The sequence below is a fragment of the Clostridium sp. AF27-5AA genome (assembly GCF_003478415.1).
Classification (GTDB): Bacteria; Bacillota; Clostridia; order Lachnospirales; family Lachnospiraceae; genus Otoolea; species Otoolea fessa.
Genome location: NZ_QUFH01000008.1, coordinates 43,942 through 70,934, shown reverse-complemented (window position 1 = coordinate 70,934; position 26,993 = coordinate 43,942). Strand labels below are relative to the sequence as shown.

The following is a 26,993-nucleotide window of genomic DNA, read 5'->3' as shown; positions in this document are numbered from 1 at the left end:
CGATTGTACATGAATTCCTGTAAAAAATTAGGAATCGACATCGGTTCCACAACGGTTAAAGTATCTATTATTGAAGACGGCGGTAAGCTTCTTTTCGCCGATTATAAACGTCATTTTGCAAACATACAGGAGACGCTCGCGGACCTGCTCCGTGAGGGTGAAGAGAAACTTGGCGCACTGACCGTCGAGCCGGTCATCACTGGTTCCGGCGGTTTAACACTTTCTAAGCATCTGGGCATTCCATTTGTCCAGGAGGTTGTAGCGGTTGCCACATCCCTGAAGGATTATGCCCCGCAGACCGACGTTGCCATCGAGCTTGGCGGCGAGGATGCGAAAATTATTTATTTTACCGGCGGCATTGACCAGCGTATGAACGGAATCTGCGCCGGAGGCACCGGCTCTTTTATTGATCAGATGGCTTCGCTGCTTCAGACGGACGCATCCGGTCTTAATGAGTACGCGAAAAATTACAAGGCAATCTATCCGATCGCGGCGCGCTGCGGCGTTTTCGCCAAGACGGATATCCAGCCTCTCATCAACGAAGGCGCAACCAAAGAGGATCTGTCCGCCTCCATTTTCCAGGCGGTTGTCAACCAGACCATCAGCGGTCTGGCATGTGGCAAGCCGATCCGCGGCAATGTTGCGTTTCTCGGTGGACCGCTTCATTTCCTCTCGGAGCTGCGCGCGGCATTTATCCGCACCCTGAATCTGGGGGCGGACCAGATCATTGCCCCGGATCACTCGCATCTGTTTGCGGCGATCGGCGCGGCGATGAACTCTGATCCGAAGACGACTGCCAGCCTGCACGATCTGATCGAACGGCTGTCCCACGGCATCAAGATGGATTTCGAGGTAAAGCGGATGGAACCCCTCTTTACTGATGAAGCCGACTATGAAAAATTCAGAACCCGCCATGCAAGTCATGACGTCAAAAAAGGTGATTTAGCAACCTACGAAGGCAACTGCTACCTCGGCATTGACGCCGGTTCCACCACAACCAAGGTGGCGCTTGTCGGCGAGGACGGCTCTCTTCTATACCGCTTCTACAGCAACAACAACGGCAGCCCGCTGGCGACGGCGATCCGCGCGATGCAGGAGATCCACGACCAGCTTCCTGAGAAAGCACAGATCGCTTATTCCTGCTCCACCGGTTACGGTGAAGCGCTCTTAAAATCTGCCCTGATGCTGGATGAGGGCGAGGTCGAGACGATCTCCCACTACTACGCAGCGGCGGCATTTGAGCCGGATGTAGACTGCATCCTTGATATCGGCGGTCAGGATATGAAATGCATCAAGATCAAGGACGGCACCGTAGACAGCGTACAGCTCAACGAAGCCTGCTCGTCCGGCTGCGGCTCCTTTATCGAGACATTTGCTAAATCCTTAAATTACAGCGTACAGGATTTTGCCAAGGAGGCACTCTTTGCCAAAAATCCGACCGACCTCGGTACTCGCTGTACTGTTTTCATGAACTCTAACGTCAAACAGGCGCAGAAAGAGGGCGCTTCCGTCGCAGATATTTCTGCCGGACTGGCTTACTCCGTCATCAAAAACGCCCTGTTTAAGGTTATCAAGATTACCAACGCCTCCGATCTCGGAAAACACGTGGTCGTACAGGGCGGTACCTTCTACAACGATGCGGTTCTCCGCAGTTTTGAGAAGATCTCCGGCTGTGAGGCAGTCCGCCCGGACATTGCCGGTATCATGGGTGCCTACGGCGCGGCTCTGATTGCCCGTGAGCGCTACGATGCTTCCAAGACGACCACGATGCTGCCGATCGACAAGATCTTAAGCCTGACCTACAAGACGACGATGGCACGCTGCCAGGGTTGTACAAACCACTGCGTCCTGACGATCAACCGTTTCGATGGCGGACGTCAGTTCGTGACCGGAAACCGCTGTGAGCGCGGACTGGGCGGCAACAAACAGAAAAAAGACATTCCGAACTTATTCGACTATAAATACCACCGTATGTTCGATTATGAACCGCTGACCGCCGATCTGGCGCCGCGCGGTACCGTCGGCATCCCACGTGTCCTGAATATGTATGAAAACTACCCGTTCTGGGCAGTCTTCTTCAAGGAACTGGGGTACCGCACCGTTCTGTCCCCGAAATCGACAAGACAGATCTACGAACTTGGTATTGAATCAATCCCGAGCGAATCCGAGTGCTACCCGGCAAAACTCGCGCACGGTCATATCGAATGGCTGATCCGCCAGGGACTGACCTACATTTTCTATCCGTGCGTTCCCTACGAGCGCAACGAAACCCCGGAAGCAGGAAATCACTACAACTGCCCGATGGTCACATCCTACGCGGAAAACATCAAAAACAACGTAGAATCCCTGACGGATCACAAGGTACATTTCCGGAATCCGTTTATGGCATTTACAAATGAGGAAATCCTGACAAAACGTCTGGTCGAAGAATTTACCAGGGATCAGTCGATCCCGGAGAAGGAGATCCGCGCCGCCGCTCACAAGGCATGGCAGGAACTCATCGCCTCCCGTCAGGATATGGAAAAGAAGGGCGAGGAGGTCATCACCTGGTTAAAAGAAACCGGACACCACGGCATCGTGCTGGCAGGCCGACCGTACCATGTAGATCCGGAGATCAACCATGGTATTCCGGAACTCATCACTTCCTACGGTTTTGCCGTGCTGACCGAGGACTCCGTCTCCCATTTAGGACGCGTTGACCGTCCGCTGATCGTCACCGACCAGTGGATGTACCACTCCCGCCTCTACGAGGCAGCTTCCTATGTGAAGACACAGCCAAACCTGGATCTGATCCAGCTCAACTCCTTCGGATGCGGTCTGGATGCAGTTACTACTGATCAGGTCAATGATATTCTGACCCGCTCTGGCAAAATTTATACGCTGCTCAAGATCGACGAGGTCAACAACCTCGGCGCCGCACGTATCCGTGTGCGCTCCCTGATCGCCGCAATTCGTGTGCGCGAGATGCGCCACTACCATAAACCGATCGTTTCCAGCGCATACAGCCGTGTTTATTTCACGAAGGAAATGAAGAAAAACTACACAATCCTCTGCCCGCAGATGTCGCCGATCCATTTCGACCTCATCGAACCGGCAGTCCGAAGCTGTGGTTACAACCTGGAGGTGCTGCAGAACTCCGACCGTACCGCTATCGACACAGGACTTAAGTACGTCAACAACGACGCCTGCTACCCGTCCCTGATCGTGGTTGGTCAGATCATGGATGCGCTGCTCTCCGGCAAATACGACTTAGAGCATACAGCTGTTATCATGAGCCAGACCGGCGGCGGCTGCCGTGCTTCCAACTATATCGGCTTTATCCGCCGTGCCTTAGAGCGCGCCGGTATGCCGCAGATTCCGGTTATCTCGTTAAATGCCAACGGCATGGAGACGAATCCGGGCTTCAAGATTACCCTGCCGCTTCTCACCAAGGCAATGCAGGCGGTTGTCTACGGTGACCTCTTCATGCGGGTTCTCTATGCGACCCGCCCATACGAGGCAAAAGCCGGTTCCGCCAATGCCCTGCATGAGAAATGGAAAGCAATCTGCATCAAATCGCTGCAGAAACACTCTTTATCCATGGCAGAGTTTAACCGCAACATCCGCGGTATTATCCATGACTTCGACGAACTTCCGAGACGCAATGTCCAAAAGCCGAAGGTTGGCATCGTCGGCGAGATCCTGGTAAAATTCTCTCCGTTAGCAAACAACCACGTGGTAGAGCTTCTGGAAGCCGAGGGTGCCGAGGCAGTAATGCCGGATCTGCTCGATTTTCTGCTTTACTGCTTCTACAACAGCAACTTCAAAGCTGACAATCTGGGCGGCAAGCGCTCCACCGCACATCTGTGCAACATGGGAATCTCCCTGCTGGAGTATTTCCGCCGCACCTGCCGCCGCGAACTGGAACGCAGCACACATTTCCTTCCGCCTGCACGAATTCAGGATCTGGCGTCGATGGCGAAGCATTACGTTTCCCTCGGCAATCAGACCGGCGAGGGATGGTTCCTGACCGGCGAGATGCTGGAACTGATTCACAGCGGCACGACGAACATCATCTGCACCCAGCCGTTCGGTTGCCTGCCGAACCACATCGTCGGAAAAGGCGTCATCAAGGAACTGCGCGCCAGCCATCCAGAGGCGAATATCATCGCCGTAGACTACGATCCGGGTGCCAGTGAAGTCAATCAGTTGAATCGTATCAAACTGATGCTTTCCACCGCACAGAAGAACCTGTCAGAAGGAAAAAAAGATTCGAGAATTGGATGATTTTGGATAAAATTTCCAGCTGACTTTTAAAGACGTCTGTGATATAATAAATTTATATGGAGTTTAAGATAGGCTATGGATTCCATAGCCTATCTTCTATATAGGGGAACAAAAAGACAGACTAAAAGGAGATCTCAGGATGAAATCAAAATTATTCCTCTGCGCGGCTCTGGCTGCGGCTCTCTACGTGACGCCGTCTTATGCAGCTGATTATTCCGCACAGGTTGTGAGTTTTTCTCAGGAGGACCCGGACAACCTCTCCATCGAGCTGACCGGCTCTAAAGTAATTACCGACAATTTTTCATTCAAACTTCCATCCCAGGAATTTTCGAGACTCATCATGGTTCCGAGCGGGGATTCCTACGAGGTATATGAAAAAACAGCCTATGAAGCCAACGGAGGCGGACTTCTCTTCCGCATTCTCGCATTTGAGGACACGCATTACCGCGATTTAAACGGCTGCACCATCTTAGGCTTCTGCGGCAACAAGATCTTCATTCTGGATCCGCACTACGACGAGCAGTATGCCAGCGACAGCGAAGAATATACACAATGCAAAGAAATCGTGACCTCGATCAAGAAGAGTTTCATTTCCTATATCAAAGACGCCGGGACGGTTGAGTAGCATCGAATCGAATATAAATATGCAAAAAGAACGTCAAATTCTAAGTTTTTCGCTTGAATTTGACGTTCTTTTATAATTTATATGATATTTTTCATTCTCCCCGGTACGCCGCATACATCTGCGTCGTCGCCATATCCGAATGTCCAAGAATCGTCTGAACCGCCCGCATGTCTGCACCTCTCGCAATCAGGTGCGCCGCAAAGGAATGGCGCAGCGTGTGCGGCGTGATATCTTCCTCAATCCCGGCTTTCTCGCCGTAATATTTGATAATCTTCCAGAATCCCTGCCGGCTCATCGCGCCGCCCGTACAGTTGACAAAGAAATAGTCCGATCCCTTTCCACGCAGCAGCTCGTTTCTCGCATGTTCCAAATACTCCTCCAGCGCTGCTTTCGCCGAACGTCCAAATGGGATCGTCCGCTCCCTCTCCCCGTCGCGACAGACCAGAAATCCAATGTTCATATTGATATCTTCCATCTGGATCCCTATAAGCTCTGACACCCGGATTCCGGTCGCATATAAAAGAGCCAGCATCGCCTTGTCCCGAATCTCCTTCGGTGTCTGCCCGGATGGCTGTGCCAGAAGCGCTGATACCTGATCGACACTCAGGACCACCGGCGCCTTTTTCTCCACTTTCGGCGCATGCAGACTTTCCGCCGGGTTCCGCCGGATGCATGCCTGCATACATTCATAATTAAAAAACGCTTTCATCGCCGCCATCATCCGTGAAATGGTGGTAGCCGCCTTTCCCTGCTCTTCCATATGAAGAATATATCCATGCAGGCTGGTCTTTGTCACCTTCGCCGCCTCCCGGATCTCTTTCTCCTCCAGATAAGTAATCATCTGCATCAGATCTCTCCGATATGACTGTACGGTATTTTCCGATGCCTGTTTTACCTCCCGCAGGTACTGTTCAAATCTGTCTACTTCCCCTCTCATACTTCCCCAATCTATTCTCGTAACCATTTCCGCCATTCTTTTATTCACGGCATTTTCTGCCAAAGCCCCAGCCTGTGGGGCAGATATCGTTTCGCGGCAATCCTATCGATTCCTCCATCTGAACCATCCATTCTCCTGAGGTTTTCTCACCCTATCTGCAACTTACCTTCTTCTCCACAAACAGGGCTTTTATCGTCCGCAGGTATCATTATATCTACATTTTCCCATAAAATCAAACATAATTTTCCCCACTTTTCCTACATTTTTCGACTGATTTACATAAAAATACAACATATGGTGCGTCCACTTTTTTTACCCCCATATGTTGTAAATTTTGAATTATATTTTTATTCGGACAGCCCCATTAAAATGGGCAGTGTGAGACCAGTAATGATACAAAACCAGGATTCAGCCACACTTCCAGCGCAGTTCCCATCCCCAGCACCAATAAAAGGATTAAAAATCCAGCCGTCCGTATCCGCCTCTCCTTTGCAAGCGCCCAGGAAAGAAGCAGCCAGAACACAGGAATATAAAACACCACCTGTGGAAATAACGTCGCCACAAATACAGGCAGTCCCCAAAAACCGCCCCAGCCAGTAAATCCTGCCAGCAGCCATGCCTGCTCCAGACCTAAGACGAGACAAGCACCCCACGCAGCCAGGCATGCGACCGGCGTCATACCTGCCAGCCACAGCATCAGCGCCATCCCTGACCGCTGCAGCCAGACCTGAAAAAACAAAGTTCCCCGGCTGGCTGCCTTCATTCCGGCGTTTAGATGCCACCCGGCACCCGATGGATCTCCAATTTCTTGTCCAAGCCTCGCTGCCAGCACACTTTCCAGCCCGGCATGTCCGCTCCCGGACGAAATTTGAAAACAAACGGCTGCTATCGTCCCCAATACAATCCCAAGGATCCAAAAAAACACTGATACATCCCAGGTACTTAAAGCCGGAAGCCGGAATCTCCTTTTCACATGCAATCCCTGCCTATTCCTTTGTTACCTTATCTGTATTCAGTGTTTTTTATAATATGCCTTTATATCTGCCTCTATATGCTGTTAGCTTCATGCGTCTTTCAGCGTTTAATCCATATATTTATTTCATCACAGATGCTCACAGTGCTTCGCTGATCCTTATTTTTACTTCTGTCCTGCTTTGCAGGCATACGCCAGAATCGCGGACACAGTCTTTCCATCCGTCAGCTCTCCTGCGTAGATCCGTTTCAAAAGGTCGGAAAGTTCCCACGCCTCTACCTCAATCTCCTCGTCCGGGTCAAGATGCTGATGGGTTTTCTTGAGATCGCGTGCCAGAAAAATATCCAGCGCCTCATCACAGAACGCGATCGTTGTGTTGACGCTCATCAGATATTCCAGATGATCACAACGGTAGCCCGTCTCCTCCTCCAGCTCGCGGTACGCGCAGTCAATCTTCGCCTCATCCGGCGAATCCAGCTTACCAGCCGGAATCTCCAGTGTATAGCGGTCCAGCGCATTGCGGTACTGACGCACCATGAGAATCTTTCCATCCTCCGTAACCGGAAGCACCGCTGCCGCGCCGTCATGATGGATAAAATCCCATTTTGCCTGATGTCCGTTTACCTCGACGGTATCTTCGTACATTTTCAAGATGGTTCCCTGATATTTTAACTCTCGTTTCAGGCGTTTGACCGGCACGGACTCCAGCGATGCCTGCTTTTCTACTTTCTGTTCCATATTTTCTCACCCTTATGTCCAGGTTCCTTCTGGGTTCTTTTTCAACATTTTTTCACTATTTCAGGTCGATGCACTTCTCATAGCATGCGTCACATGCCTTGATAACCGCATTCCGCAAACCATACTCCTCCAGGACGCTGACCGCGTAGATCGTCGTGCCACCCGGCGAGCAGACATCATCTTTGAGCGCGCCCGGATGCTTGCCGGTCTCGAGTACCATCTTCGCACTGCCGACAACGCCCTGCGCCGCCATCCGGTAAGCCACATCGCGCGGCATGCCGTACTTAACGCCCGCATCTGCCAGCGCCTCGATAAACATATAGATGTATGCCGGTGCACTGGAACTGATACATACAACCGCATTCATCATATATTCCGGAACGATCTCCATCATACCAAAAGATTCAAAGAAATTGCTGATCATCTGCTTTTCTGTCTCTTCAAACAGCTTCTTGTCGTAGCAGACACCTGTCATACCCTCGCCGATCAGCGCCGGCGTGTTCGGCATCGCACGCACGATACGGCGGTCACCGCCCAGCTTCTCGTTGACACTGTCAATCGTGATACCCGGTGCAATCGAAATAATAATATTTTCTTTCGTTACATGGTCCTTGATATCTGCCAGTACATTGTCATAAAACTGCGGTTTTATAGCTAATACGATATATTTTGCATTTTCCGCACAATCCTGGTTTGTGTCAACCGCCTTGACACCTGTCTCTTTCTCTATCTGTGCCACTCTCCGGCGGTTCAGATCCGTAAAAGTGATGTCTTCCGTTTTATATTTGTTCAGCAGGCTTCGCATGATCGCATAGCCGATATTTCCCATTCCGATAAAACCAATTTTCGCCATAATCTTTGTCTCCCTCCATCTGCCATCCGGCACTTCCCTGCCGGATGAGCCTCCATTTGTTGTCTGACTGCAGCTGCTCTTTCCAACAGCCACATCTGGCTTTCTATTCAGCATCTTGGTAACGGTTCAATCTTCTTACCATTACGCCACAATAAATGCATGAAGCTGCTAAATAATCACTATTTTTCAACTCTATCATGCTATAATACTCGTCTTTTGGACAGTTTGCAAGCAAAATTTCTCCGCCTGCCTTCACGCTCACGACCCTTTATTTTACCCTGCTCATGCAAATTTTCAGTCTGTCCGAAAAACAGAGTTTCCGTTTTCCGCTTCATGAAAAAAACTGTATTTTTCTGTATTTCTTTCTCTCTCAAAAAAGATGTAAAGAATGTGCTTTGGCACATTCGGGCGTCTCGCGCGGTCGCTTGCGACATGTTTCTGCTTCGCGCGAGCGCGCATCCTCGCGGAGCGTTTTTTTGTTTCATAGGACGCAATTTCCCATGAAACAAAAAAGTCTTATGAATGTAATGTATCTTCATCCATAAGACTTTTATTTTCATGCTCAAGTTTACTCCATGCAGCCCTGCTGCCGGGTTTTATTTGGCGTACTCGGTAACTCTCGATTCACGGATTACATTGACCTTGATCTGTCCCGGATACTGTAACTCTTCCTGAATCCGCTTTGAAATCTCTCTCGCCATCAGAACCATATCATCGTCGCTGACCTGTTCCGGTACAACCATGATACGCACCTCGCGACCTGCCTGAATTGCGTAGGATTTATCAACACCCTTATAGGAGTTCGTGATATCCTCCAGCTGTTTCAGACGGTTGGTATATGTTTCCAGAGTCTCTCGTCTCGCACCTGGACGTGCCGCTGAAATCGTATCAGCTGCCTGTACCAGACATGCAATCAAGCTCTGTGGCTCTACATCGCCGTGATGGGCTTCCACTGCATTGATAACGGTTGCGGACTCTTTGTACTTCTTACAGAGCGCCACACCCAGTTCTACGTGGGTTCCCTCCTGCTCGTGATCGACTGCCTTTCCAATATCATGTAATAAACCTGCACGTTTGGCGGTCCGTACATCGACGCCCACCTCAGCCGCCAGAAGTCCGGCTAACTGTGCAACCTCAATCGAATGCTTCAATGCATTCTGACCGTAACTTGTCCGGAATTTCATCTTACCAAGCAGCTTGACAAGTTCCGGATGGATACCATGAATGCCAACTTCCAGAAGAGCCGCTTCGCCCTCCTCGCGCATCATGTTTTCCACTTCTTTCTGTGCCTTCTCTACCATCTCTTCGATTCTGGCTGGATGAATCCGTCCATCCACAATCAGACGTTCCAGTGCAATACGCGCTACCTCTCTCCGGATTGGATCGAAGCCAGACAGGACAACTGCCTCCGGCGTATCGTCGATGATCAGTTCCACGCCCGTCAGAGTCTCCAGTGTACGAATATTTCTTCCCTCACGTCCGATAATTCGTCCCTTCATCTCATCATTCGGAAGCTGTACGACTGATACGGTTGTCTCAGCCACATGATCCGCAGCACAGCGCTGAATCGCTGTTACCACATAATCCTTGGCTTTCTTCTCTGCTTCCTCTTTCGCTTTCGCCTCGAGATCTTTGATCAGCTTCGCCGTATCATGCTTTACATCTTCTTCCACGGAACGCAGCAGATATTCCTTTGCCTGTTCAGAGGTTAAACCGGAGATCTTCTCCAGTTCCAGCATACCTTTCTCATAGAGAGCCTCTGCCTCCGCAGTCTTTCTCTTAAGTGCCTCCTCCTTGACATTCATACCCGCTTCACGCTTTTCCATCGCTTCTGCTTTTTTGTCCAGGTTTTCTTCTTTGCTCAGTACACGTCTTTCATAGCGCTGAAGCTCAGCTCTTCTTTCCTTTGTTTCTTTCTCAAGCTCATTCTTTGTCTTTAACGACTCTTCCTTCGCTTCAAGGAGAGCTTCTCGCTTCTTTGTCTCAGCAATTTTCAATGCTTCATCTATTATTTCCCTGGATCGTTCTTCTGCGCTTCCAATCTTCGCCTCATATGTCTTCTGGCGATGCTGATTCGCAACGACCCAAGTAATAGCTGCTACAATAACACCTGTAACGATAACCGCAATTATTACTTGTGACACAGGAGCACCTCCTTATTTAGTTTTCATTGTACGAAAATACAATACTATAATTTTAAACGGTTTTATACAGTATGTCAAGCAGAATAAGCGCTTCCTAACCAGCTTCCTGGGACACCTTTAGACAGCGTTCTGTTCTGTTTTATAATACATTTGCACGTTCACAATCATGAAACAGAATCCATTCAAAATTATCTTTGGTAAATGACTCTGCGCCTGAAAGTCAACCAAGTGCATCCTCCTGCTCCTTCATCTCTCTCCGGATATCTTCCCATGAAAATCCCCGCCTCATCAGATAGGCAATGATCTTTTTTTCCTCCTCCGGCGCTGTCTCTCCCGCCCTGTAATGCTTCTTCTCAAGCAAGACGCGGATTGCCTCGCCCGAATCATGTTCTGTCTCTTCCAGCTGCTCCCGGATGATCTCGCGCGATATGCCTTTTCGCTGCAGGTAAAGCTTCAATTCCGCCTGGCTTTTCCGCTTTCCATGAACCTGCAGGTAATTCGCCGCATATCTGGCATCGTCCACAAAATGATATTCCTGCAAAAATCCAATCGTCTCCTTCACGATCGAATCCGGATACCCGTCCTGAAAAAGGCGGCGGCACATTTCTCCTTCCGTCCGGTCCTGCACCTTCAAAAGATTCAGCGCCCGCTCATGTGCCCGGCGGCTTAAAAGATCCAAAAGCTCCCTCTCCGTTCTTTCTTCCAAAACCGCGCCTTCACAGACACCGTATTTTTCTAATTCCCCATTATATAAAAGAAAGGCAAAGTCCTCATCCGTGAAAACTTTGCACTTTCTCTTATCCAGGGATTCTACGCGTTCAATCCGCATATACAGCCCCTTTTCATAGCTACAGTTCACACGCTGCCAGCTGTAACTTTTCCTGTTACTGTTCACACATATGCGCCCTGTAACAGGATTTTACTCTATTTTTCGTCCTCTGCGTCCACTCCTACCGGCGGAAGCTCCGTCGGTGCTTCCTTGGACGCCTCCGGCATCATCGTGTCTTCGGAAAGTCCGTATTTGACCCGTACCTTGTTCTCAATCTCAAGGCAGATTTCCGGATTTGCTGCCAGGAAATTCTTCGCGTTCTCGCGTCCCTGACCGATCTTGCTGCCCTCATAAGCATACCAGGCGCCGCTCTTCTCCACGATGTTCTCCTTCGCCGCCAGATCCAGGATATCGCCCTCACGGGAAATACCTTTTCCGAACATGATATCAAACTCTGCCTCACGGAATGGCGGAGCAATCTTGTTCTTCACAACCTTGATGCGGACACGGTTTCCAATCACTTCGCCGCCCTGCTTCAGAGACTCAATCCGGCGGACATCCATGCGGACAGAAGAATAGAACTTGAGTGCCCGTCCACCGGTCGTAACCTCCGGGTTTCCGAACATGATACCAACCTTCTCACGCAGCTGGTTGATAAAAATAACGATACAATTTGAACGGCTGATTGCTGCGGTCAGCTTTCTGAGTGCCTGCGACATCAGACGTGCCTGCAGACCTACGTGGGAATCACCCATCTCGCCGTCAATCTCTGCCTTCGGAACCAGTGCGGCAACCGAGTCCACAATCACGATATCGATCGCACCGGAGCGCACCATCGTCTCGGTAATCTCAAGCGCCTGCTCGCCGTTGTCCGGCTGGGAGATATACAGATTATCGATATCAACACCGATCTTCTTCGCATATGCCGGATCGAGTGCGTGCTCTGCATCGATAAATCCAGCGATACCGCCTCTCTTCTGTACTTCTGCCACCATATGCAGGGCAACCGTCGTCTTACCACTGGACTCAGGTCCGTATACCTCGATGATTCGTCCCTTCGGAACACCGCCCAGTCCCAGTGCAATATCCAGGCTCAGGGAGCCGGTCGGAATCGTCTCTATATTCATATTCGCACCAGAATCACCCAGCTTCATCACTGAGCCTTTTCCGTATGCTTTCTCAATCTGTGTCAACGCAGCATCCAATGCTTTCAGCTTGTCTTCTTTATTCATCTTTCCCTCCAAAACGCCGCTCCGCGGCCAATCACGAACAAACGTTCTAAACTTAGTTCTATCATAGCGGATCCGGCTGTAAATGTCAACTGTTTTCTTTTGGTTTTCCCCCGGACGCACTGCAGGATGCTGCCGGATCTATAACCTGATTCTGCGATTCAAAGTATCTACAATTATATCATTTTCCGGCTGGTTCTGTCTATTATTTTGCCGAGAAAAGCTGCTACCCGAACTGTGTCGTACGGAATTTTCAGTTCGGAAAATTCCGTACGACACAGTTACGCTGCCACCATTACTGTTCACACAAAACCTTCCGTTGCAAAAATGCCTGCCTGTACACGCCATCTGGCACCGCCCCGCTTCTACTCTAACAGCCGCCCGATATCCAGCGCCCCCCAGCCCTGCTGGTTGCGCGGCAGCCCCAGATCCACTGCCCGCTCTTTAAAGCGAAGCTTCACATCCCGGTTCGTCATGTCCGGGTTCTGCTCCAGCAGAAGCGCCGCCGCCCCCGCGACAAGCGGCGTAGACATGGACGTCCCGCTTTTAAAACGGTACCCGTTCCGCCGCAGGTTACAGCTCACAATCCGTGATCCAGGCGCCACAATGTCCGGCTTGCAGATGCAGGCGTCCGTCGGACCCCGCCCCGAATAGTCCACCATCCGGCTGCCTGCCACCTCTACCTCCCGGTCATCATCCGCACATCCCACCGTGATGACCTTCCGGCTGATCCCCGGCGTTGTGATCGTGTGCGCGGCTGGACCATTATTTCCCGCTGCCACCACGACCACATACCCGGCATCCCACGCCGCATCGACACCGCGCACCAGCGCCGAATCCTCACTCATTCCCTTCGGTGTAAAGGAACCAACCGATATATTGATAATCCGGATCCCGTACTGGCTGCCATTCTGGCGCACCCAGCGAAGCCCTGCCAGCACATCCGATACATACCCATTTCCCCTCTGATCCAGCACTTTCAGGCAGACCAGCTGCGCCCCCGGCGCCACACCCTGATAGCGTCCCGCCGACGCCGTGCCGCTGCCGGCAATCATCCCTGCCACATGCGTTCCATGCCCATTGTCATCATACGGCTGCTGTTTTTTCTTAAGGAAATCCCGAAATCCGTAAACGCAATTTTCCAAATCCGGATGCAGAAATACCCCTGTGTCCAGGATCGCCACTCCGACGCCTTTTCCTGTCAGTCCTCGTCTGTACGCCTCATTACAATGAATCCATTCTCTCGCCCGGTTCACAGGAAAAAGCCCCCATATTCTTCCCTTACTGTTAGAATATGGGGGCTTTCGCCGTATGTGAATGCAGCCTCTTATTTGTGGAAGCTGTAATAGACGGTTCCGCCTGCCAGTCCACCGCGGAACTGCGCCAGCTCACTGACCGTCACCAGCTGATAGCCACGCTCCACAAGCGCCGGAATGATCGTGACTGCCGCATCACCGGAAGCATTGTAAAGCTCATGCATCAGAACCACCGAGCCATCTTTTACCTGGTTTAACACGGTCTGCACCGATGAAGCCGCATTGCGCGTCTTCCAGTCCAGCGTATCCACATCCCAGAGTACGATCGGCTGGCTGATATTGGCAAGCACAGTGCTGTTTTTTCCACCGCCCGGAAGACGGACTGTTTTCGGTGGCTCGCCTGTGATCGCGGCAACCGCCTGATTGCAGGCCTCCACCTGCTGACGAATCTCCTGTGCGCCTAACTTCTGGAGATACTTGTGATCCTGCGTGTGATTTCCAATCTCATGCCCATTGGCATACATCCGCTGAATCTCACTCTTATAGGAATTCACACGGTTTCCGACCACATAAAAGGTCACACGGCCGCCGTACTGTTCCGCGCAATCCATGATGCGGTTTCCAACCGGGGCATACGGACCATCATCAAAGGTCAGTGCCACCATCGGTGCATTCGGATCGATATAACGACCGCCGCTGGCTACCATTCCATCCGGAACCTGGCTGTCCCCCTGCTCCGTTCCCTGTGTCTCAGAAGCAGTCTGTCCGTTATTTCCTGTCTCCTGGTTCTCTGTTGTCTGCTGTCCTTCCGCTGCGCCAGCATGATTCTCGCTGCCAGCAGCCGTCTGTGCATCCCCCGCCTCATTCTGGGAACCGGACGCCTGCTCCCGCCTCTGAATCAGCTCCATATCCGATGCCGGTCCGGACGGCACATCATCCGCATACGCCGCAAACGACGCCCCTACCGTACAGACCGCCGTAAGTAACAGTGCTGCTGCTCTCATTTTCCATGTTTTTCTCATACCGCTCCAAACCCTCCAAATCGTTTTCTTTTTCTTCTGCCATTCCGATGCAATCCGGAACAGCCGACCATGTGACATACTCACGTACAATGGTTTTATTATATCACACTCTTTCTTTATTAAGAACACTTCGTCCCATTTTACTTCTTACATTTTTCTGACAAGGTTAGTGTTCACGCATACGTGCCCGGTAACGGAATTTGCCGTGGCTTCGCAATTAAATACGGCAAATTCCTGCTGCCGCCACGTTCTCTTATGACGCTTTCGATCCCAAATGTGCCTGTAAACAGTTCCAAAGAATATTCATAAGTATTTTTAATAAATATTTCATATTGTGTAATACACCTAATATATGCTATGATAAAAATGATGTCGTTACGCATCACAACGCGTGCAACGTAACACATGGAGTTTATTGACAAAAGAGTTGAAAGGAAGTAACAAATGGGCGGATTTTTTGGTGTCACATCAAAAACAAACTGTACACTGGATCTTTTTTTTGGTACGGACTATCATTCCCATCTGGGAACACGACGCGGTGGTATGGCGGTTTATGGAGAAAACGGTTTCAGCCGTTCTATCCACAATATCGAGAATTCCCCGTTCCGTACAAAATTTGAGCACGATGTCGATGAAATGCAGGGTAACATGGGCATCGGCTGTATCTCAGATATGGAACCGCAGCCTCTGTTAATTCAGTCGCACTTAGGAAGCTATGCCATCACCACAGTCGGCAAGATCAATAATGAAAAAGAGCTGATTCAGGAAGCATTTAAGAAAGGGCATATTCATTTCATGGAAATGAGCGGCGGCAAGATCAATGCAACCGAGCTGGTCGGCGCCATCATCAGTCAGGCAGATTCCCTTGTTGAAGGTCTGAAACTGGCACAGGAAAAAATCAAGGGTTCCATGACCATTCTCCTGCTGACCCCGGAGGGCATCTATATCTCCCGTGACCGCCTCGGACGTACCCCGGCGATCATCGGACGCAAAGATGGTGCGTTCTGTGTTTCCTTTGAAAGCTTTGCATACATCAACCTTGGATACACGGACTACAAAGAACTGGGACCGGGCGAGATCGTCCGCATGAACGCCGACGGCGTAGAGGTACTCAACCCGGCTCGCAAGGAAATGAAAATCTGTTCTTTCTTGTGGGTTTACTACGGTTATCCGACCTCCTGCTACGAAGGAATCAACGTCGAGGAAATGCGGTACCACTGCGGTCGTATGCTTGCCAAACGCGATCAGTCCGACGCCGATCTGGTAGCCGGCATCCCGGATTCCGGCATCGCGCATGCAGTCGGCTACGCCAATGAATCCGGCATTCCATTTGCCCGTCCATTCATCAAATATACCCCGACCTGGCCGCGTTCCTTCATGCCGACCACCCAGAGCCAGAGAAACCTGATCGCACGTATGAAGCTGATCCCGGTAGACGCCCTGATCCGCGACAAGAGTCTGCTCTTAATCGACGATTCCATCGTCCGCGGCACCCAGCTCGGCGAAACAACCGAATTCCTGTATCAGAGCGGTGCCAAAGCAGTACATATCCGTCCGGCTTGTCCGCCGCTGCTGTTTGGATGTAAATATCTGAACTTCTCCCGCTCCAATTCCGAGCTGGACCTCATCACACGCCGCATCATCCGCGACCGTGAGGGCGACAATGTTTCCCCGGAGCTTCTGGATGATTACGCAAACCCAGACAGCCAGAATTATAAGGAAATGGTCGAAGAAATCCGTAAACGCTTAAACTTTACCTCCCTGCAGTTCCACCGCCTCGACGATTTAATCGAATCGATTGGTCTGGAACCGTGCAAGCTGTGTACGTATTGCTGGAACGGAAAAGAATAATATTGTAGAATACGTTTCTATGATAACCAAAATGGCAGCCCATCAATTTCTGCTGATGAGCTGCCATCTTTATTCTGTTAATTCTCTGCCAATCGTTTTATCAGCACCGTGCCTTTATAGTTTATACAAGCACATCGCCAATACCCACATCACTTCTGCCCTGTCACCATCATATAACGGTTATGTGCGTCCTTCAGACAGGCAATGAGCGGCTTCTGAGTCAGTGCAAAATACCTTTCCCGGATACTCTGCTGCATCTCGTCCAAATCCGTTTTCAAACTCTTTCCAAGCAGCATCGACACAACAAAATTGCGCGTCACCGACAAAATCGTATTGCACTCCAGGTCCAAGATCTTTCCCGTCGCCCGTTCCACCACAAAACTCACGTAAAACTCGCCATGCAGGCTGTAAATCGCGTCCTCCTTGCTCGGCTTCGCCTGACCGACAACCAAAATGGTATCATCCTTATACATTATATCGTTTCCCCTTTTCTTCGAAACTGCCCTGATAAAAGCAGTTTCATCCATATACTAGTTTTATGATACCATGTTCTTAGGAAAGGTACAAGCTACGCTTCCTCAGAACCATATAAAATATGTAGGATTACAATACATCGTAAAAGGAACCAAACGCTCTCACGAGAAAAGGGATCGAAATCGACCCCTTTTCCCACTCTTCTTAGGTTAACAAGTATGGTTAACAAATAGTTAACAAGTAATTAACAAATGATGTACTTTTTACTGCTTTTTACCACATCTAACCACCCTTAAAACCCTTGAAAAATCAATATTTTTTAGAATTTTCCAGCTGTAGCTGCTTCCTCAATCGAAACTGCAACCGCCACAGTAGCGCCAACCATCGGGTTATTACCCATACCGATCAGACCCATCATCTCTACATGAGCCGGTACAGAGGAAGAACCTGCGAACTGTGCATCGGAGTGCATACGTCCCATGGTATCAGTCATACCGTAAGAAGCCGGACCTGCTGCCATGTTATCCGGGTGAAGGGTACGTCCTGTACCGCCGCCGGATGCTACGGAGAAGTATTTCTTGCCTTTCTCTACGCATTCCTTCTTATATGTACCTGCTACCGGATGCTGGAAACGGGTCGGGTTGGTGGAGTTACCGGTGATGGAAACGTCTACGCCCTCTTTCCACATGATCGCTACACCCTCGGTAACGTCATTTGCACCATAACAGTTTACTTTCGCACGAAGTCCCTTGGAGTAAGATTTTCTCCACAGTTCTTTCACTTCGCCTGTGTAATAATCCATCTCTGTCTCTACATATGTAAAGCCGTTGATACGGGAAATGATCTGAGCCGCATCTTTGCCAAGACCGTTTAAGATAACGCGAAGCGGTTTTTTACGAACTTTGTTTGCTTTCTCTGCGATACCGATCGCACCCTCTGCGGCTGCAAAGGACTCATGACCTGCCAGGAAGCAGAAGCAGTCGGTCTCTTCTTCCAGAAGCATCTTACCTAAGTTTCCATGTCCCAGACCCACTTTACGCTGATCTGCTACGGAACCCGGAATACAGAATGCCTGCAGTCCCTCGCCGATCGCTGCCGCCGCATCGGCAGCTCTGCGGCAGCCTTTCTTGATTGCGATTGCCGCGCCTACCGTGTAAGCCCAGCACGCATTTTCAAAACAGATTGGCTGGATCTTCTTTACCTGATCGTATACATCCAGTCCGGCATCCTTCGTGATCTTCTCAGCTTCTTCGATCGAAGCAATGCCATAGCTATTTAATACGGAATTGATCTTGTCAATTCGTCTCTCGTATGATTCAAATAATGCCATTGTGATGTTCCTCCTTAACTATGTACCCTGTGATTATTCCTGTCTCGGATCGATAATCTTAACTGCATCGTCTACACGGCCGTACTGACCTTTTGCCTTCTCATATGCAGTGGTCGGATCGTCGCCCTTCTTGATGAAGTCGGTCATCTTACCTAAGTTTACAAACTGGTAACCAATGATCTGATCTTCTTCATCCAGTGCAATTCCTGTCACATAGCCTTCTGCCATCTCAAGGTAACGCGGACCTTTTTTCAGAGTTCCGTACATCGTACCTACCTGAGAGCGGAGTCCTTTTCCAAGGTCTTCAAGGCCGGCACCAATCGGAAGCCCCTCTTCAGAAAACGCACTCTGCGTTCTGCCATATGCGATCTGGAGGAACAGCTCACGCATGGCGGTGTTGATTGCATCACAGACAAGGTCTGTATTTAATGCTTCCAGTACGGTTCTTCCCGGAAGAATCTCTGCTGCCATCGCTGCAGAATGGGTCATACCAGAACATCCTATCGTCTCTACCAGAGCTTCCTGAATGATACCTTCCTTAACATTCAGGGTCAGCTTACAAGCACCCTGCTGCGGCGCACACCAGCCAACACCGTGTGTTAAACCGGAAATATCCTTTACTTCTTTGGACTTAACCCACTTTGCTTCCTCCGGGATCGGAGCAGCGCCGTGATTTACGCCCTGGGCTACTGGACACATATTTTCTACTTCTTGTGAATAAATCATTGTAAGACTCCTTTCGAAATGATTGGATTTTGTACTTTGTTAATTTTATCACATCAATCCTGTCCCTATTATCTCACGAAATTCTCAATTCGTCCATATGTTTTTTGTAACTTTTCAGACGGTTTTCTCATCTTTCTTTCTCTCCAAAAAAACATACAAAAACACGACAAAACTAACGAACAGAATACATCCCTTTACCATGCTGGAAATACTTAACGCCCACCAGATACCGCTAAGTCCCATCACAGAGGACAACAACACCGCCACTGGGATGCGCGCGGAGGTAAAGGTCACGCTGACGATCGACGGATACAGCGTCCGCCCCAGACCGGAAAACGCACCGATCGAGGTCTGTTCCACCATCATAAACATCTGGCTCAGTCCCACGATCCGCAGGTAATTGACGCCGAGCGCCATGACCTCTTCTTCCTGCAAAAAGATCGAGAACAGCGGACGCGCCATTCCGATCAGCAAAAATGTCGTGCAGAGTCCCCACGCCGCCGTCATCGCGATCGCACAGAAATAGCCGCGGCGCACACGGTCATACCGCTTCGCCCCATAATTCTGTCCGAGGAATGCATTGACTGCCGCCGAAAAGCCATCTCCGACCATCCAGGAAACGGATTCAATCTGACTGCCAACACGCTGTGCCGCCACTGCCAGATCACCCCATCCGGTGATAAGGCGGGTCAGAATCATCGAAATTCCTGCGTAAATCAGGTTCTGAACCGCCGACGGCACACCGATCCGCACGATCTCCCTCCAAACCTTCACTGGAAACAGCACCCAGAGACGCAGATGCGGAAACAGCACCTTTTCCCGCAGGACTGCCTTGAAAAACAGGAGGCTTACGAGCGCCTGTGCCGTGACCGTCGCAGCCGCTGCTCCGCTGACTCCCAGTTCCGGAAATGGTCCGATTCCAAAGATCAGCACCGGATCCAGCACAACATTGAAGACAAGCCCCGCCACATTGACGATAAACGGTGTCCGGCTGTTTCCCGCCGCCGTCAAAAGTCCTGTCAAGATCGCATTTAGATAAGAAAAGATCACAAGCCCACAGGCGATCCGCACATACCATTCTGCCTGTGCAATCACCTCCGGGCTGTTTAATTTAAAAAATCCAATTAACCGACTGGCTCCAAAGAGCGAAACCAGCCCATACAGCACGGCAAACAAAATCCCCAGCTGCAGCGCACCTCTCGCATACTGCGCCGCACTGTCATTTTCTCCCGCACCAAGACAATGGGCGGTCTTTACCTGACCGCCCGTTCTCGCCAAAATCGCAAATCCCTGGGAAAACCAGGTATACATACCTGCCGATCCCACCGCTGTGACGGCACCTGCCCCGAGGCGTCCGATCCACGCCATATCGGTCAGATTGTAAAGCATCTGAACCAGAGAAGTCGCCATGATCGGAAGAGCCAGTCGGGTCAGTGCCGGGGCGATTGCTTCATTCAGCAAATCTACATGATGAGATTTCATTATTTTGCAGAAAGATACTCGTCGATGCCTCTTGCACCTGCTCGTCCGGCTTCCATCGCGAGAATAACCGTAGCCGCGCCAGTCACTGCGTCGCCTCCGGCGTAAACGCCCTCTTTCGTTGTCTTTCCATTGCTCTCATCCGCCACGATACATCTCCAGCGGTTGATCTCCAGACCTTTGGTTGTATTGGAAATCAGCGGGTTCGGGGAAGTACCCAGCGCCATGATAACGGTATCTGCATCGATCGTGAAATCAGAACCGACCACCTCAACCGGACGTCTTCTTCCAGATTCATCCGGCTCGCCAAGCTCCATACGGCGGCATACGATGCCTTTGACCCATCCGTTCTCATCCTCGAGAATCTCAACCGGGTTGGTCAGAAGGTCAAAATGGATGCCCTCCTCTTTTGCGTGATGTACTTCCTCCACACGTGCCGGAAGCTCTTTCTCACTTCTTCTATATACAATATGAACTTCTGCACCGAGACGCAGAGCCGTTCTTGCCGCATCCATCGCTACGTTTCCGCCGCCGACTACGACTACCTTCTTTGATTCCATGATCGGTGTGTCATAATCATCGCGGAATGCCTTCATCAGGTTATTTCTGGTCAGGTACTCATTCGCAGAAAATACGCCGTTGGCATTTTCACCCGGAATACCCATGAACTTCGGAAGTCCGGCGCCAGAACCGATGAATACTGCCTGGAAACCTTCTTCATCCATCAGTTCGTCGATTGTGATAGATTTTCCGATAACTACGTTTGTCTCAATCTTAACGCCCAGCTTGCGGACATTCTCGATCTCCGGCTGTACAACGCCGTCCTTCGGAAGACGGAACTCCGGAATGCCGTAGGTCAATACTCCGCCCGGCTCATGAAGTGCCTCGAAAATGGTTACTTCATAGCCCAGTTTTGCCAGATCGCCTGCACAGGTCAGACCTGCAGGACCGGAACCGATGACTGCTACTTTCTTTCCGTTTGTCTTCTCCGGCGCTGCCGGTACAAAACCATGCTCACGGGACCAGTCTGCCACGAAGCGCTCAAGTTTACCAATGGAAACCGCCTCGCCCTTGATACCGCGCACACACTGTCCCTCACACTGGGATTCCTGTGGGCAGACACGTCCACAGACTGCCGGAAGTGCCGAAGAAAGTGCGATGACTTTCGCTGCCTCCTCAATATTTCCCGCTTTTACTTCCTGGATAAACGCCGGAATATTGATGGAAACCGGGCATCCAGCGATACATTTTGCATTTTTACAGTTCAGACATCTCTCAGACTCCGCAACTGCTTCTTCCATATTATAGCCGAGACATACCTCTTTAAAATTAGTCGCACGTACCTTCGGATCCTGCTCTCTGACCGGCACCTTTTTCATCATATCTCTCTTTGCTTCCATTATTTGTCACCTCCGCACTGTCCGCATCCGCCGTGATGAGTATCGCCCTCTTTCAGGCGCAGCATCGCTCTGCCTTCCTGAGTCTTATAAATTCTCTGACGTTCCATCGCCTCGTCAAAATTAACAAGATGTCCATCAAACTCCGGTCCGTCTACGCAGGCAAATTTGACCTGGTCGCCTACGGTGACACGACAGGCACCACACATACCGGTTCCATCTACCATGATCGGGTTCAGGCTGACAATCGTCGGAATCTCCAGTTTTTTCGTCAGCAGGCAGACAAATTTCATCATGATCATCGGTCCGATTGCAACACAGACATCGTACTTGCGTCCCTGTTTTTCAACTAAATCCTCGATGACACCTGTAACCATACCTTTAATGCCAAAGCTGCCATCATCGGTTGTGATGTAAAGGTTTCCGGCTGCCTTCTCCATCTCCTCGGTCAGGATCAGCAGATCTTTGGTCTTAGAACCTACGATAACATCTACATCAATGCCGTGCTCATGCATCCATTTTACCTGCGGATAAACCGGAGCCGCACCGACACCGCCGGCTACGAAGAGGTATTTCTTCTTTTTCAGCTCTTCTACATCCTCATGGATAAACTCGGACGGATTTCCAAGCGGTCCTACGAAATCATGGAATGCATCCCCAGCCTTGAGGGTGCTCATCTTCTCGGTAGAAGCTCCCACGGTCTGGAATACGATCGTGATCGTTCCTGCCTGACGGTCAAAATCACAGATAGTCAGCGGGATTCTCTCGCCCTCTTCGCCCATCTTGACGATGACAAATTCGCCCGGCTCACATGCACGCGCTACACGCGGTGCTTCTACAACCATCAGATAAATCTTATCTGCCAGTTTTTCAGCTTTTAAAATCGGGTACATTCTATTCCTCCTTACTGTTATATGAACATTTTATTGTTTGACTTTTCAGAATTCTCGATTATTTTACCACTTTGTCCTATTTTTGACAACCTTAGAGCGATTCCTTTTCCAGCTTCCGATATTCCCTGAATTCATAGCATAAATTGAAAAATGTCTGCTCGCCGCTTCGTCTTACCAGTTCCCAGCCTTCTTTCTCCAGATCAACCATGTGTGTGTCTGCCACATAGGAAAAATCAATCCAGGTGATCTGCGCTGTGTCGCAGAACGGAAGGAACTGCCGGTAAACCGACTCGCCGCCGATGATGACGACATCTACATCTGTCAGATGTTTTTCCTGTTTCAGCTCGTCAATCCGCACCAGCGCCTCCTCGACACTGTGGCAGATCTCTGCCCCCTTTACGCTCAGAGCCTTCTTTTTTGTCAAAATCAGGTTGATTCTGCCATCCAGCGGTCGCTGAGCCGGGAAGGTCAGAAACGTTTTATAGCCCATCACGATGATTTTTCCCATCGTTTCCTGCCGGAATAATTTCTGATCCGCCGGGATCACCGTCAGCATCTGCCCTTTATTGCCGATACCCCAGTTCCGATCCACTGCCGCAATCAGCTGAAAATGTCTCGGAAACCGTTCCGGAAACTGTCTTTTGAGTGTCTTCATCATGCTCGCCGCATTGATATAGAATGCCTCGTCTGGCTGTTCTTTCTTATCTACATGAGAATGGAACACGCGCTCCATCTCCCGAAGCGCCGCCTCTTCTTCCGGGAACCGGTTCATAATATCAATCATGACATCACGGCTGTCACGAAGCTTCTGCATCAGGACATCCCAGATCGCCGCCTTATCCGCTTCACTGACAAAGCCATAGTGGTTTAAAATAATCTCTTTTGCATCCAATTCCGATGAATACTCTATCGATTCTTCTGCCGCCTTATAGTCTACCAGAAACGACGGCATATAACTCCCATCATGCCCCATGACGCCTACCGTCTCACTGCACAGCATCAACTCATCATCAATCAGGTAAGACATGGAACATTTCGTGTGGCCGATCGTCGCAAACGCGTAGATCGTATGGTCGCCCAGTTCGATCGTCTCGCCGTCCTCCAGCGATACATCAATCTGTAAATCTGCATCGTCATATTCCGAATCCCATGGAAGCCCTGCCGCTTCTGCCGCCTCGCCGCTTAGACGCCGGATCGTCTTCAAAGCGCCCGGTTTCACTAAAATTTCTTTTGCGCGCTCGGAAGCATATGTTTTCACCCCCGGCCATGCTTTCCGCACCGCCGGAAGCCCCGCTACATGATCATAATGGGAATGGGATAAAAGAACCGCGTCTAACTCTGCATCGCCCAGTTCTCTTTTTATATTTTCCACCATCTGATCGGCAGCATACGCCATCCCCGCCTCGAACAGGAGATTGGCTTTTCCCTTTATCAAAAACACCGCACCGCTTCCGCAGCCAGATACATCAATCACCGTCATTGCTTTCTCATCCTTTTTGTTTGAATTTAAAATCGAACCGAGAAAATTTGAACAAAAACAAATCCTCAAATCCATATTTCGTATTTGATTTTACTGGATCTTTATGAAAAATACAAGGACTGGTTCAAATCAGATGAATGTAAGGAATAATAGGGTAACTGTTCACAAATAGGAATTTTCTGAACTGAAAATTCTGTACGATACAGTTCTCGCAGCAGATTTTGCCGATTTGGAATGCGCAGCATCGGCAAAATCCCGTTGCTGGGCACACATGTGTGAGCAGTAACATAATGGGATTTTTAATAACAGAATGCCGCAATTTCATTCCAAACAAACGGAACAATATCTGAGCGGGTGTGGCTGGGATACTCGGACAGATTTTCTAAATTATAAAAAGGATCGGCACCGATATGAAATCGTGTGTTTCGTTACACAGATTCCGGATCAGCGCCGATCCTCTGGGTGGTTGGTTTTAATTTAGTAAATTATGGGGAAGAGCTGCACCCCAGCATGCTCAGTGGCTTCAGCGTGCTCAGTGCCCCAGCTCAAAAAAGCTGCGCTTTTCTTCGCTGGACGGGCTGCGCCCTATAAATCAGTCCAGCAAGACAGTTCCTTATGTGCAAGCACAACGTTCCTGTCTTACTGCCCTGCTTTGCACTGCTTATGCCTCAACCATGTACGGATATGTTACATCCAGGCACGGTACTCTGAGTTCTTTGATGGTTCTCGGGCTTAACCAGCGATACATGTTGATCTCGCTGCCGGCTTTGTCGTTGGTTCCGGATGCTCTTGCACCACCGAACGGCTGCTGGCCGATAACTGCACCGGTCGGCTTGTCGTTGATGTAGAAGTTTCCGGCTGTTCCTTTAAGTGCATCTTCCATCTTAACGATAGCTTCGCGGTCATCTGCAAAGATTGCTCCGGACAGACCATAGGACGTTGCGGTATCGCAGCTTGCCAGAGTCTCATCCAGTTTGTCATCCGGATATACATATACGGTCATAACCGGTCCAAAAATTTCCTCTACCATAGTCTTGAAATCTGGCTTCTTAGCCTCAATCAGGGTCGGATATATGAAATATCCCTTGGAATCATCGTATCCGCCGCAGATAACGTCTGCATCCTCGGATGCTTTTGCATAGTCGATGTACTCTTTGTTGGTCTTGAATGCGGATGCATCGATAACAGCGCCCATCAGGTTTCTGAAATCGGTTATATCGCCAATTTTAATCTTCTCAATCTCTGCCAGCATACCCTCTTTAACCTGCGGCCAGATGCTTGCCGGAACAAATGCACGGGAAGCTGCGGAGCACTTCTGTCCCTGATACTCGTAGGATGCTCTTGTCAGAGCTGCTACCAGGCCCGGTACGTCTGCGGAATTGTGAGCAAAGATGAAGTCCTTTCCACCAGTCTCGCCAACCAGACGCGGATATGTTTTGTATTTCTTGATGTTCTCGCCTACTAAGGAGTAAACACCACTGAATACTTCGGTAGAACCTGTGAAATGGAATCCTGCCAGGTTCGGATCGCTTAATACGTACTTGCTCATGTCAGAACCACGGCTCGGTACGAAGTTGATAACACCTGCCGGAAGCCCTGCAGCCATCAGGGCCTGCATTACATAGTAGTTGGAAAGAACTGCTGTGGTAGCCGGTTTCCAGAGAACTACGTTACCTGCGATCGCCGGAGCGGTCGGAAGGTTAGCACCGATGGATGTGAAGTTGAATGGGGAAATCGCGGTTACGAAACCTTCCAGTGGACGGTACTCGATGCGGTTCCAAACATTCGGTGTGTTGTTCGGCTGTCTGTCATAAATCTGCTGTAAGTAGTATACGTTAAAACGAAGGAAATCAATCAGCTCGCAGGTATCAATCTCAGCCTGATATGCGGTCTTGCTCTGTCCTAACATGGTAGCTGCATTTACTTTATCTCTCATCGGACCAGCGATTAAATCAGCTGCTTTTAAGAAGATAGATACGCGGTGTTCCATCGGCATCTCAGTCCATGCTTTTCTAGCTGCCAGAGCCGCTGCGATTGCATCCTTTAACTCTTTCTCACCGCCGGAAGCTGCTTCTGCGATTACATGAGCATGGTCATGCGGCATAACTGCTTTGGTTTTTCTCTCTGTCCAAACTTCCTTACCACCGATGATCATCGGAACCTGAACAACCTGTGCGGACTGGCGCTCCAGTTCTTTCTTTAAGCTGGCTCTCTCCGGGCTTCCTGGAAGATATGCTTTTACCGGCTCATTTTTCGGCATCTCTACTTTGAAATATCCATTGCTCATTGTTCATCTCTCCTTTTTGACATTTTGTCTCATTCGTGATTATGATATGAATTTTTTTCTCACTTCATTTTCGTAAAATCTAATTTTTTATTTTCAATTTTCATATCAGTGAATTTCTATGGCTAAATATTAGCATATTTTTCATTTTATGTCAATACTATTTCATATTTAAAAATGCATGTTTTCATTATATTTTTCTGTGCATATCGCATAATCTCTTTGCTTTTTCCTGTATTCTGTTTTGGATTGTAATTTTTATCGATC

20 protein-coding genes are annotated in these 26,993 nt (G+C 49.8%); 3 read left to right on the top strand and 17 right to left on the bottom strand.

What is annotated here, in order from left to right; translation table 11 throughout:
* Window positions 1-9 precede the first annotated feature (9 nt).
* Both DWY89_RS09405 and DWY89_RS09400 read left to right on the top strand, forming a co-directional pair.
* On the top strand, window positions 10-4,266 hold the full coding sequence (locus DWY89_RS09405) for a 2-hydroxyacyl-CoA dehydratase (protein ID WP_118523671.1): 4,257 nt from the start codon (window positions 10-12) through the stop codon (window positions 4,264-4,266).
* A 139-nt stretch (window positions 4,267-4,405) separates the two neighbouring features.
* Window positions 4,406-4,891 (top strand): hypothetical protein, encoded by a 486-nt coding sequence (locus DWY89_RS09400; protein WP_118523672.1) that lies wholly within the window; start codon window positions 4,406-4,408, stop codon window positions 4,889-4,891.
* Between the two features lie 91 nt (window positions 4,892-4,982).
* Here DWY89_RS09400 and xerA read toward each other — a convergent pair whose 3' ends face one another.
* The 9 genes from xerA to DWY89_RS09350 all read right to left on the bottom strand — a co-directional run bounded on the left by xerA (window position 4,983) and on the right by DWY89_RS09350 (window position 14,812).
* Window positions 4,983-5,828, bottom strand: a complete 846-nt coding sequence (xerA, locus tag DWY89_RS09395) for a site-specific tyrosine recombinase/integron integrase (RefSeq protein WP_118523673.1) — start codon at window positions 5,826-5,828, stop codon at window positions 4,983-4,985.
* A gap of 364 nt (window positions 5,829-6,192) precedes the next feature.
* Window positions 6,193-6,753 carry a hypothetical protein gene (locus DWY89_RS09390; RefSeq protein WP_147352797.1) on the bottom strand — a complete coding sequence of 187 codons (561 nt, stop codon included), beginning with the start codon at window positions 6,751-6,753 and terminating at the stop codon, window positions 6,193-6,195.
* A gap of 213 nt (window positions 6,754-6,966) precedes the next feature.
* Window positions 6,967-7,539, bottom strand: coding sequence for an NUDIX hydrolase (locus DWY89_RS09385; RefSeq protein WP_022359672.1), 573 nt, complete (start codon window positions 7,537-7,539; stop codon window positions 6,967-6,969).
* Window positions 7,540-7,594: 55 nt separating this feature from the next.
* The gene (proC, locus tag DWY89_RS09380; protein ID WP_022359673.1) at window positions 7,595-8,392 is read right to left on the bottom strand and encodes a pyrroline-5-carboxylate reductase; all 798 of its coding nucleotides are present in this window, start codon (window positions 8,390-8,392) and stop codon (window positions 7,595-7,597) included.
* A 596-nt stretch (window positions 8,393-8,988) separates the two neighbouring features.
* A complete protein-coding gene (rny, locus tag DWY89_RS09370; RefSeq protein WP_107000340.1) occupies window positions 8,989-10,536 on the bottom strand; it encodes a ribonuclease Y in 1,548 nt (515 codons plus the stop codon).
* A 220-nt stretch (window positions 10,537-10,756) separates the two neighbouring features.
* A complete protein-coding gene (locus DWY89_RS09365) occupies window positions 10,757-11,365 on the bottom strand; it encodes a regulatory protein RecX (protein ID WP_118523676.1) in 609 nt (202 codons plus the stop codon).
* A gap of 95 nt (window positions 11,366-11,460) precedes the next feature.
* Entirely contained in the window at window positions 11,461-12,537 is a 1,077-nt protein-coding gene (recA, locus tag DWY89_RS09360) for a recombinase RecA (protein ID WP_022359677.1), read from the bottom strand.
* 362 nt (window positions 12,538-12,899) lie between these two features.
* On the bottom strand, window positions 12,900-13,790 hold the full coding sequence (locus DWY89_RS09355; RefSeq protein ID WP_022359678.1) for a S8 family peptidase: 891 nt from the start codon (window positions 13,788-13,790) through the stop codon (window positions 12,900-12,902).
* Between the two features lie 71 nt (window positions 13,791-13,861).
* A complete protein-coding gene (locus DWY89_RS09350) occupies window positions 13,862-14,812 on the bottom strand; it encodes a polysaccharide deacetylase family protein (protein WP_118523677.1) in 951 nt (316 codons plus the stop codon).
* 444 nt (window positions 14,813-15,256) lie between these two features.
* Here DWY89_RS09350 and DWY89_RS09345 point away from each other — a divergent pair, with 444 nt between their 5' ends.
* Window positions 15,257-16,663 (top strand): amidophosphoribosyltransferase, encoded by a 1,407-nt coding sequence (locus DWY89_RS09345; protein ID WP_118524617.1) that lies wholly within the window; start codon window positions 15,257-15,259, stop codon window positions 16,661-16,663.
* A 149-nt stretch (window positions 16,664-16,812) separates the two neighbouring features.
* On the opposite strand, the gene DWY89_RS09340 is transcribed toward DWY89_RS09345, so the two are convergent.
* The 8 genes from DWY89_RS09340 to pruA form a co-directional block, all read right to left on the bottom strand.
* Window positions 16,813-17,136: a DUF3870 domain-containing protein gene (locus tag DWY89_RS09340; protein WP_022359681.1), complete on the bottom strand. Its 324-nt coding sequence runs from the start codon at window positions 17,134-17,136 to the stop codon at window positions 16,813-16,815.
* Between the two features lie 320 nt (window positions 17,137-17,456).
* Entirely contained in the window at window positions 17,457-18,467 is a 1,011-nt protein-coding gene (locus DWY89_RS09335; RefSeq protein ID WP_107000346.1) for a GGGtGRT protein, read from the bottom strand.
* Window positions 18,468-18,500: 33 nt separating this feature from the next.
* Window positions 18,501-19,193 (bottom strand): hypothetical protein, encoded by a 693-nt coding sequence (locus tag DWY89_RS09330; protein WP_022359683.1) that lies wholly within the window; start codon window positions 19,191-19,193, stop codon window positions 18,501-18,503.
* Window positions 19,194-19,307: 114 nt separating this feature from the next.
* The gene (locus tag DWY89_RS09325; protein ID WP_333491430.1) at window positions 19,308-20,654 is read right to left on the bottom strand and encodes an MATE family efflux transporter; all 1,347 of its coding nucleotides are present in this window, start codon (window positions 20,652-20,654) and stop codon (window positions 19,308-19,310) included.
* Window positions 20,655-20,674: 20 nt separating this feature from the next.
* A complete protein-coding gene (gene gltA / locus DWY89_RS09320; RefSeq protein WP_107000348.1) occupies window positions 20,675-22,072 on the bottom strand; it encodes an NADPH-dependent glutamate synthase in 1,398 nt (465 codons plus the stop codon).
* Entirely contained in the window at window positions 22,072-22,962 is an 891-nt protein-coding gene (locus DWY89_RS09315; protein ID WP_022359686.1) for a sulfide/dihydroorotate dehydrogenase-like FAD/NAD-binding protein, read from the bottom strand. The genes gltA and DWY89_RS09315 overlap by 1 nt, the downstream gene beginning before the upstream one ends.
* Window positions 22,963-23,053: 91 nt before the next feature.
* Window positions 23,054-24,442, bottom strand: a complete 1,389-nt coding sequence (locus DWY89_RS14805; protein WP_333491429.1) for a dihydrofolate reductase — start codon at window positions 24,440-24,442, stop codon at window positions 23,054-23,056.
* Between the two features lie 661 nt (window positions 24,443-25,103).
* Window positions 25,104-26,729 (bottom strand): L-glutamate gamma-semialdehyde dehydrogenase, encoded by a 1,626-nt coding sequence (gene pruA / locus DWY89_RS09305; protein WP_118523679.1) that lies wholly within the window; start codon window positions 26,727-26,729, stop codon window positions 25,104-25,106.
* Window positions 26,730-26,993 lie beyond the last annotated feature (264 nt).

Excerpts from the sequence above, each read along its gene's own strand:
- DWY89_RS09405 (WP_118523671.1), top strand. The coding sequence starts at position 10 with ATGAATTCCTGTAAAAAATTAGGAATCGACATCGGTTCCACAACGGTT.
- DWY89_RS09400 (WP_118523672.1), top strand. The coding sequence starts at position 4,406 with ATGAAATCAAAATTATTCCTCTGCGCGGCTCTGGCTGCGGCTCTCTAC.
- xerA (WP_118523673.1), bottom strand. The coding sequence starts at position 5,828 with ATGAGAGGGGAAGTAGACAGATTTGAACAGTACCTGCGGGAGGTAAAA.
- DWY89_RS09385 (WP_022359672.1), bottom strand. The coding sequence starts at position 7,539 with ATGGAACAGAAAGTAGAAAAGCAGGCATCGCTGGAGTCCGTGCCGGTC.
- proC (WP_022359673.1), bottom strand. The coding sequence starts at position 8,392 with ATGGCGAAAATTGGTTTTATCGGAATGGGAAATATCGGCTATGCGATC.
- DWY89_RS09365 (WP_118523676.1), bottom strand. The coding sequence starts at position 11,365 with ATGCGGATTGAACGCGTAGAATCCCTGGATAAGAGAAAGTGCAAAGTT.
- recA (WP_022359677.1), bottom strand. The coding sequence starts at position 12,537 with ATGAATAAAGAAGACAAGCTGAAAGCATTGGATGCTGCGTTGACACAG.
- DWY89_RS09350 (WP_118523677.1), bottom strand. The coding sequence starts at position 14,812 with ATGAGAAAAACATGGAAAATGAGAGCAGCAGCACTGTTACTTACGGCG.
- DWY89_RS09345 (WP_118524617.1), top strand. The coding sequence starts at position 15,257 with ATGGGCGGATTTTTTGGTGTCACATCAAAAACAAACTGTACACTGGAT.
- DWY89_RS09340 (WP_022359681.1), bottom strand. The coding sequence starts at position 17,136 with ATGTATAAGGATGATACCATTTTGGTTGTCGGTCAGGCGAAGCCGAGC.
- DWY89_RS09335 (WP_107000346.1), bottom strand. The coding sequence starts at position 18,467 with ATGGCATTATTTGAATCATACGAGAGACGAATTGACAAGATCAATTCC.
- DWY89_RS09330 (WP_022359683.1), bottom strand. The coding sequence starts at position 19,193 with ATGATTTATTCACAAGAAGTAGAAAATATGTGTCCAGTAGCCCAGGGC.
- gltA (WP_107000348.1), bottom strand. The coding sequence starts at position 22,072 with ATGGAAGCAAAGAGAGATATGATGAAAAAGGTGCCGGTCAGAGAGCAG.
- DWY89_RS09315 (WP_022359686.1), bottom strand. The coding sequence starts at position 22,962 with ATGTACCCGATTTTAAAAGCTGAAAAACTGGCAGATAAGATTTATCTG.
- DWY89_RS14805 (WP_333491429.1), bottom strand. The coding sequence starts at position 24,442 with ATGACGGTGATTGATGTATCTGGCTGCGGAAGCGGTGCGGTGTTTTTG.
- pruA (WP_118523679.1), bottom strand. The coding sequence starts at position 26,729 with ATGAGCAATGGATATTTCAAAGTAGAGATGCCGAAAAATGAGCCGGTA.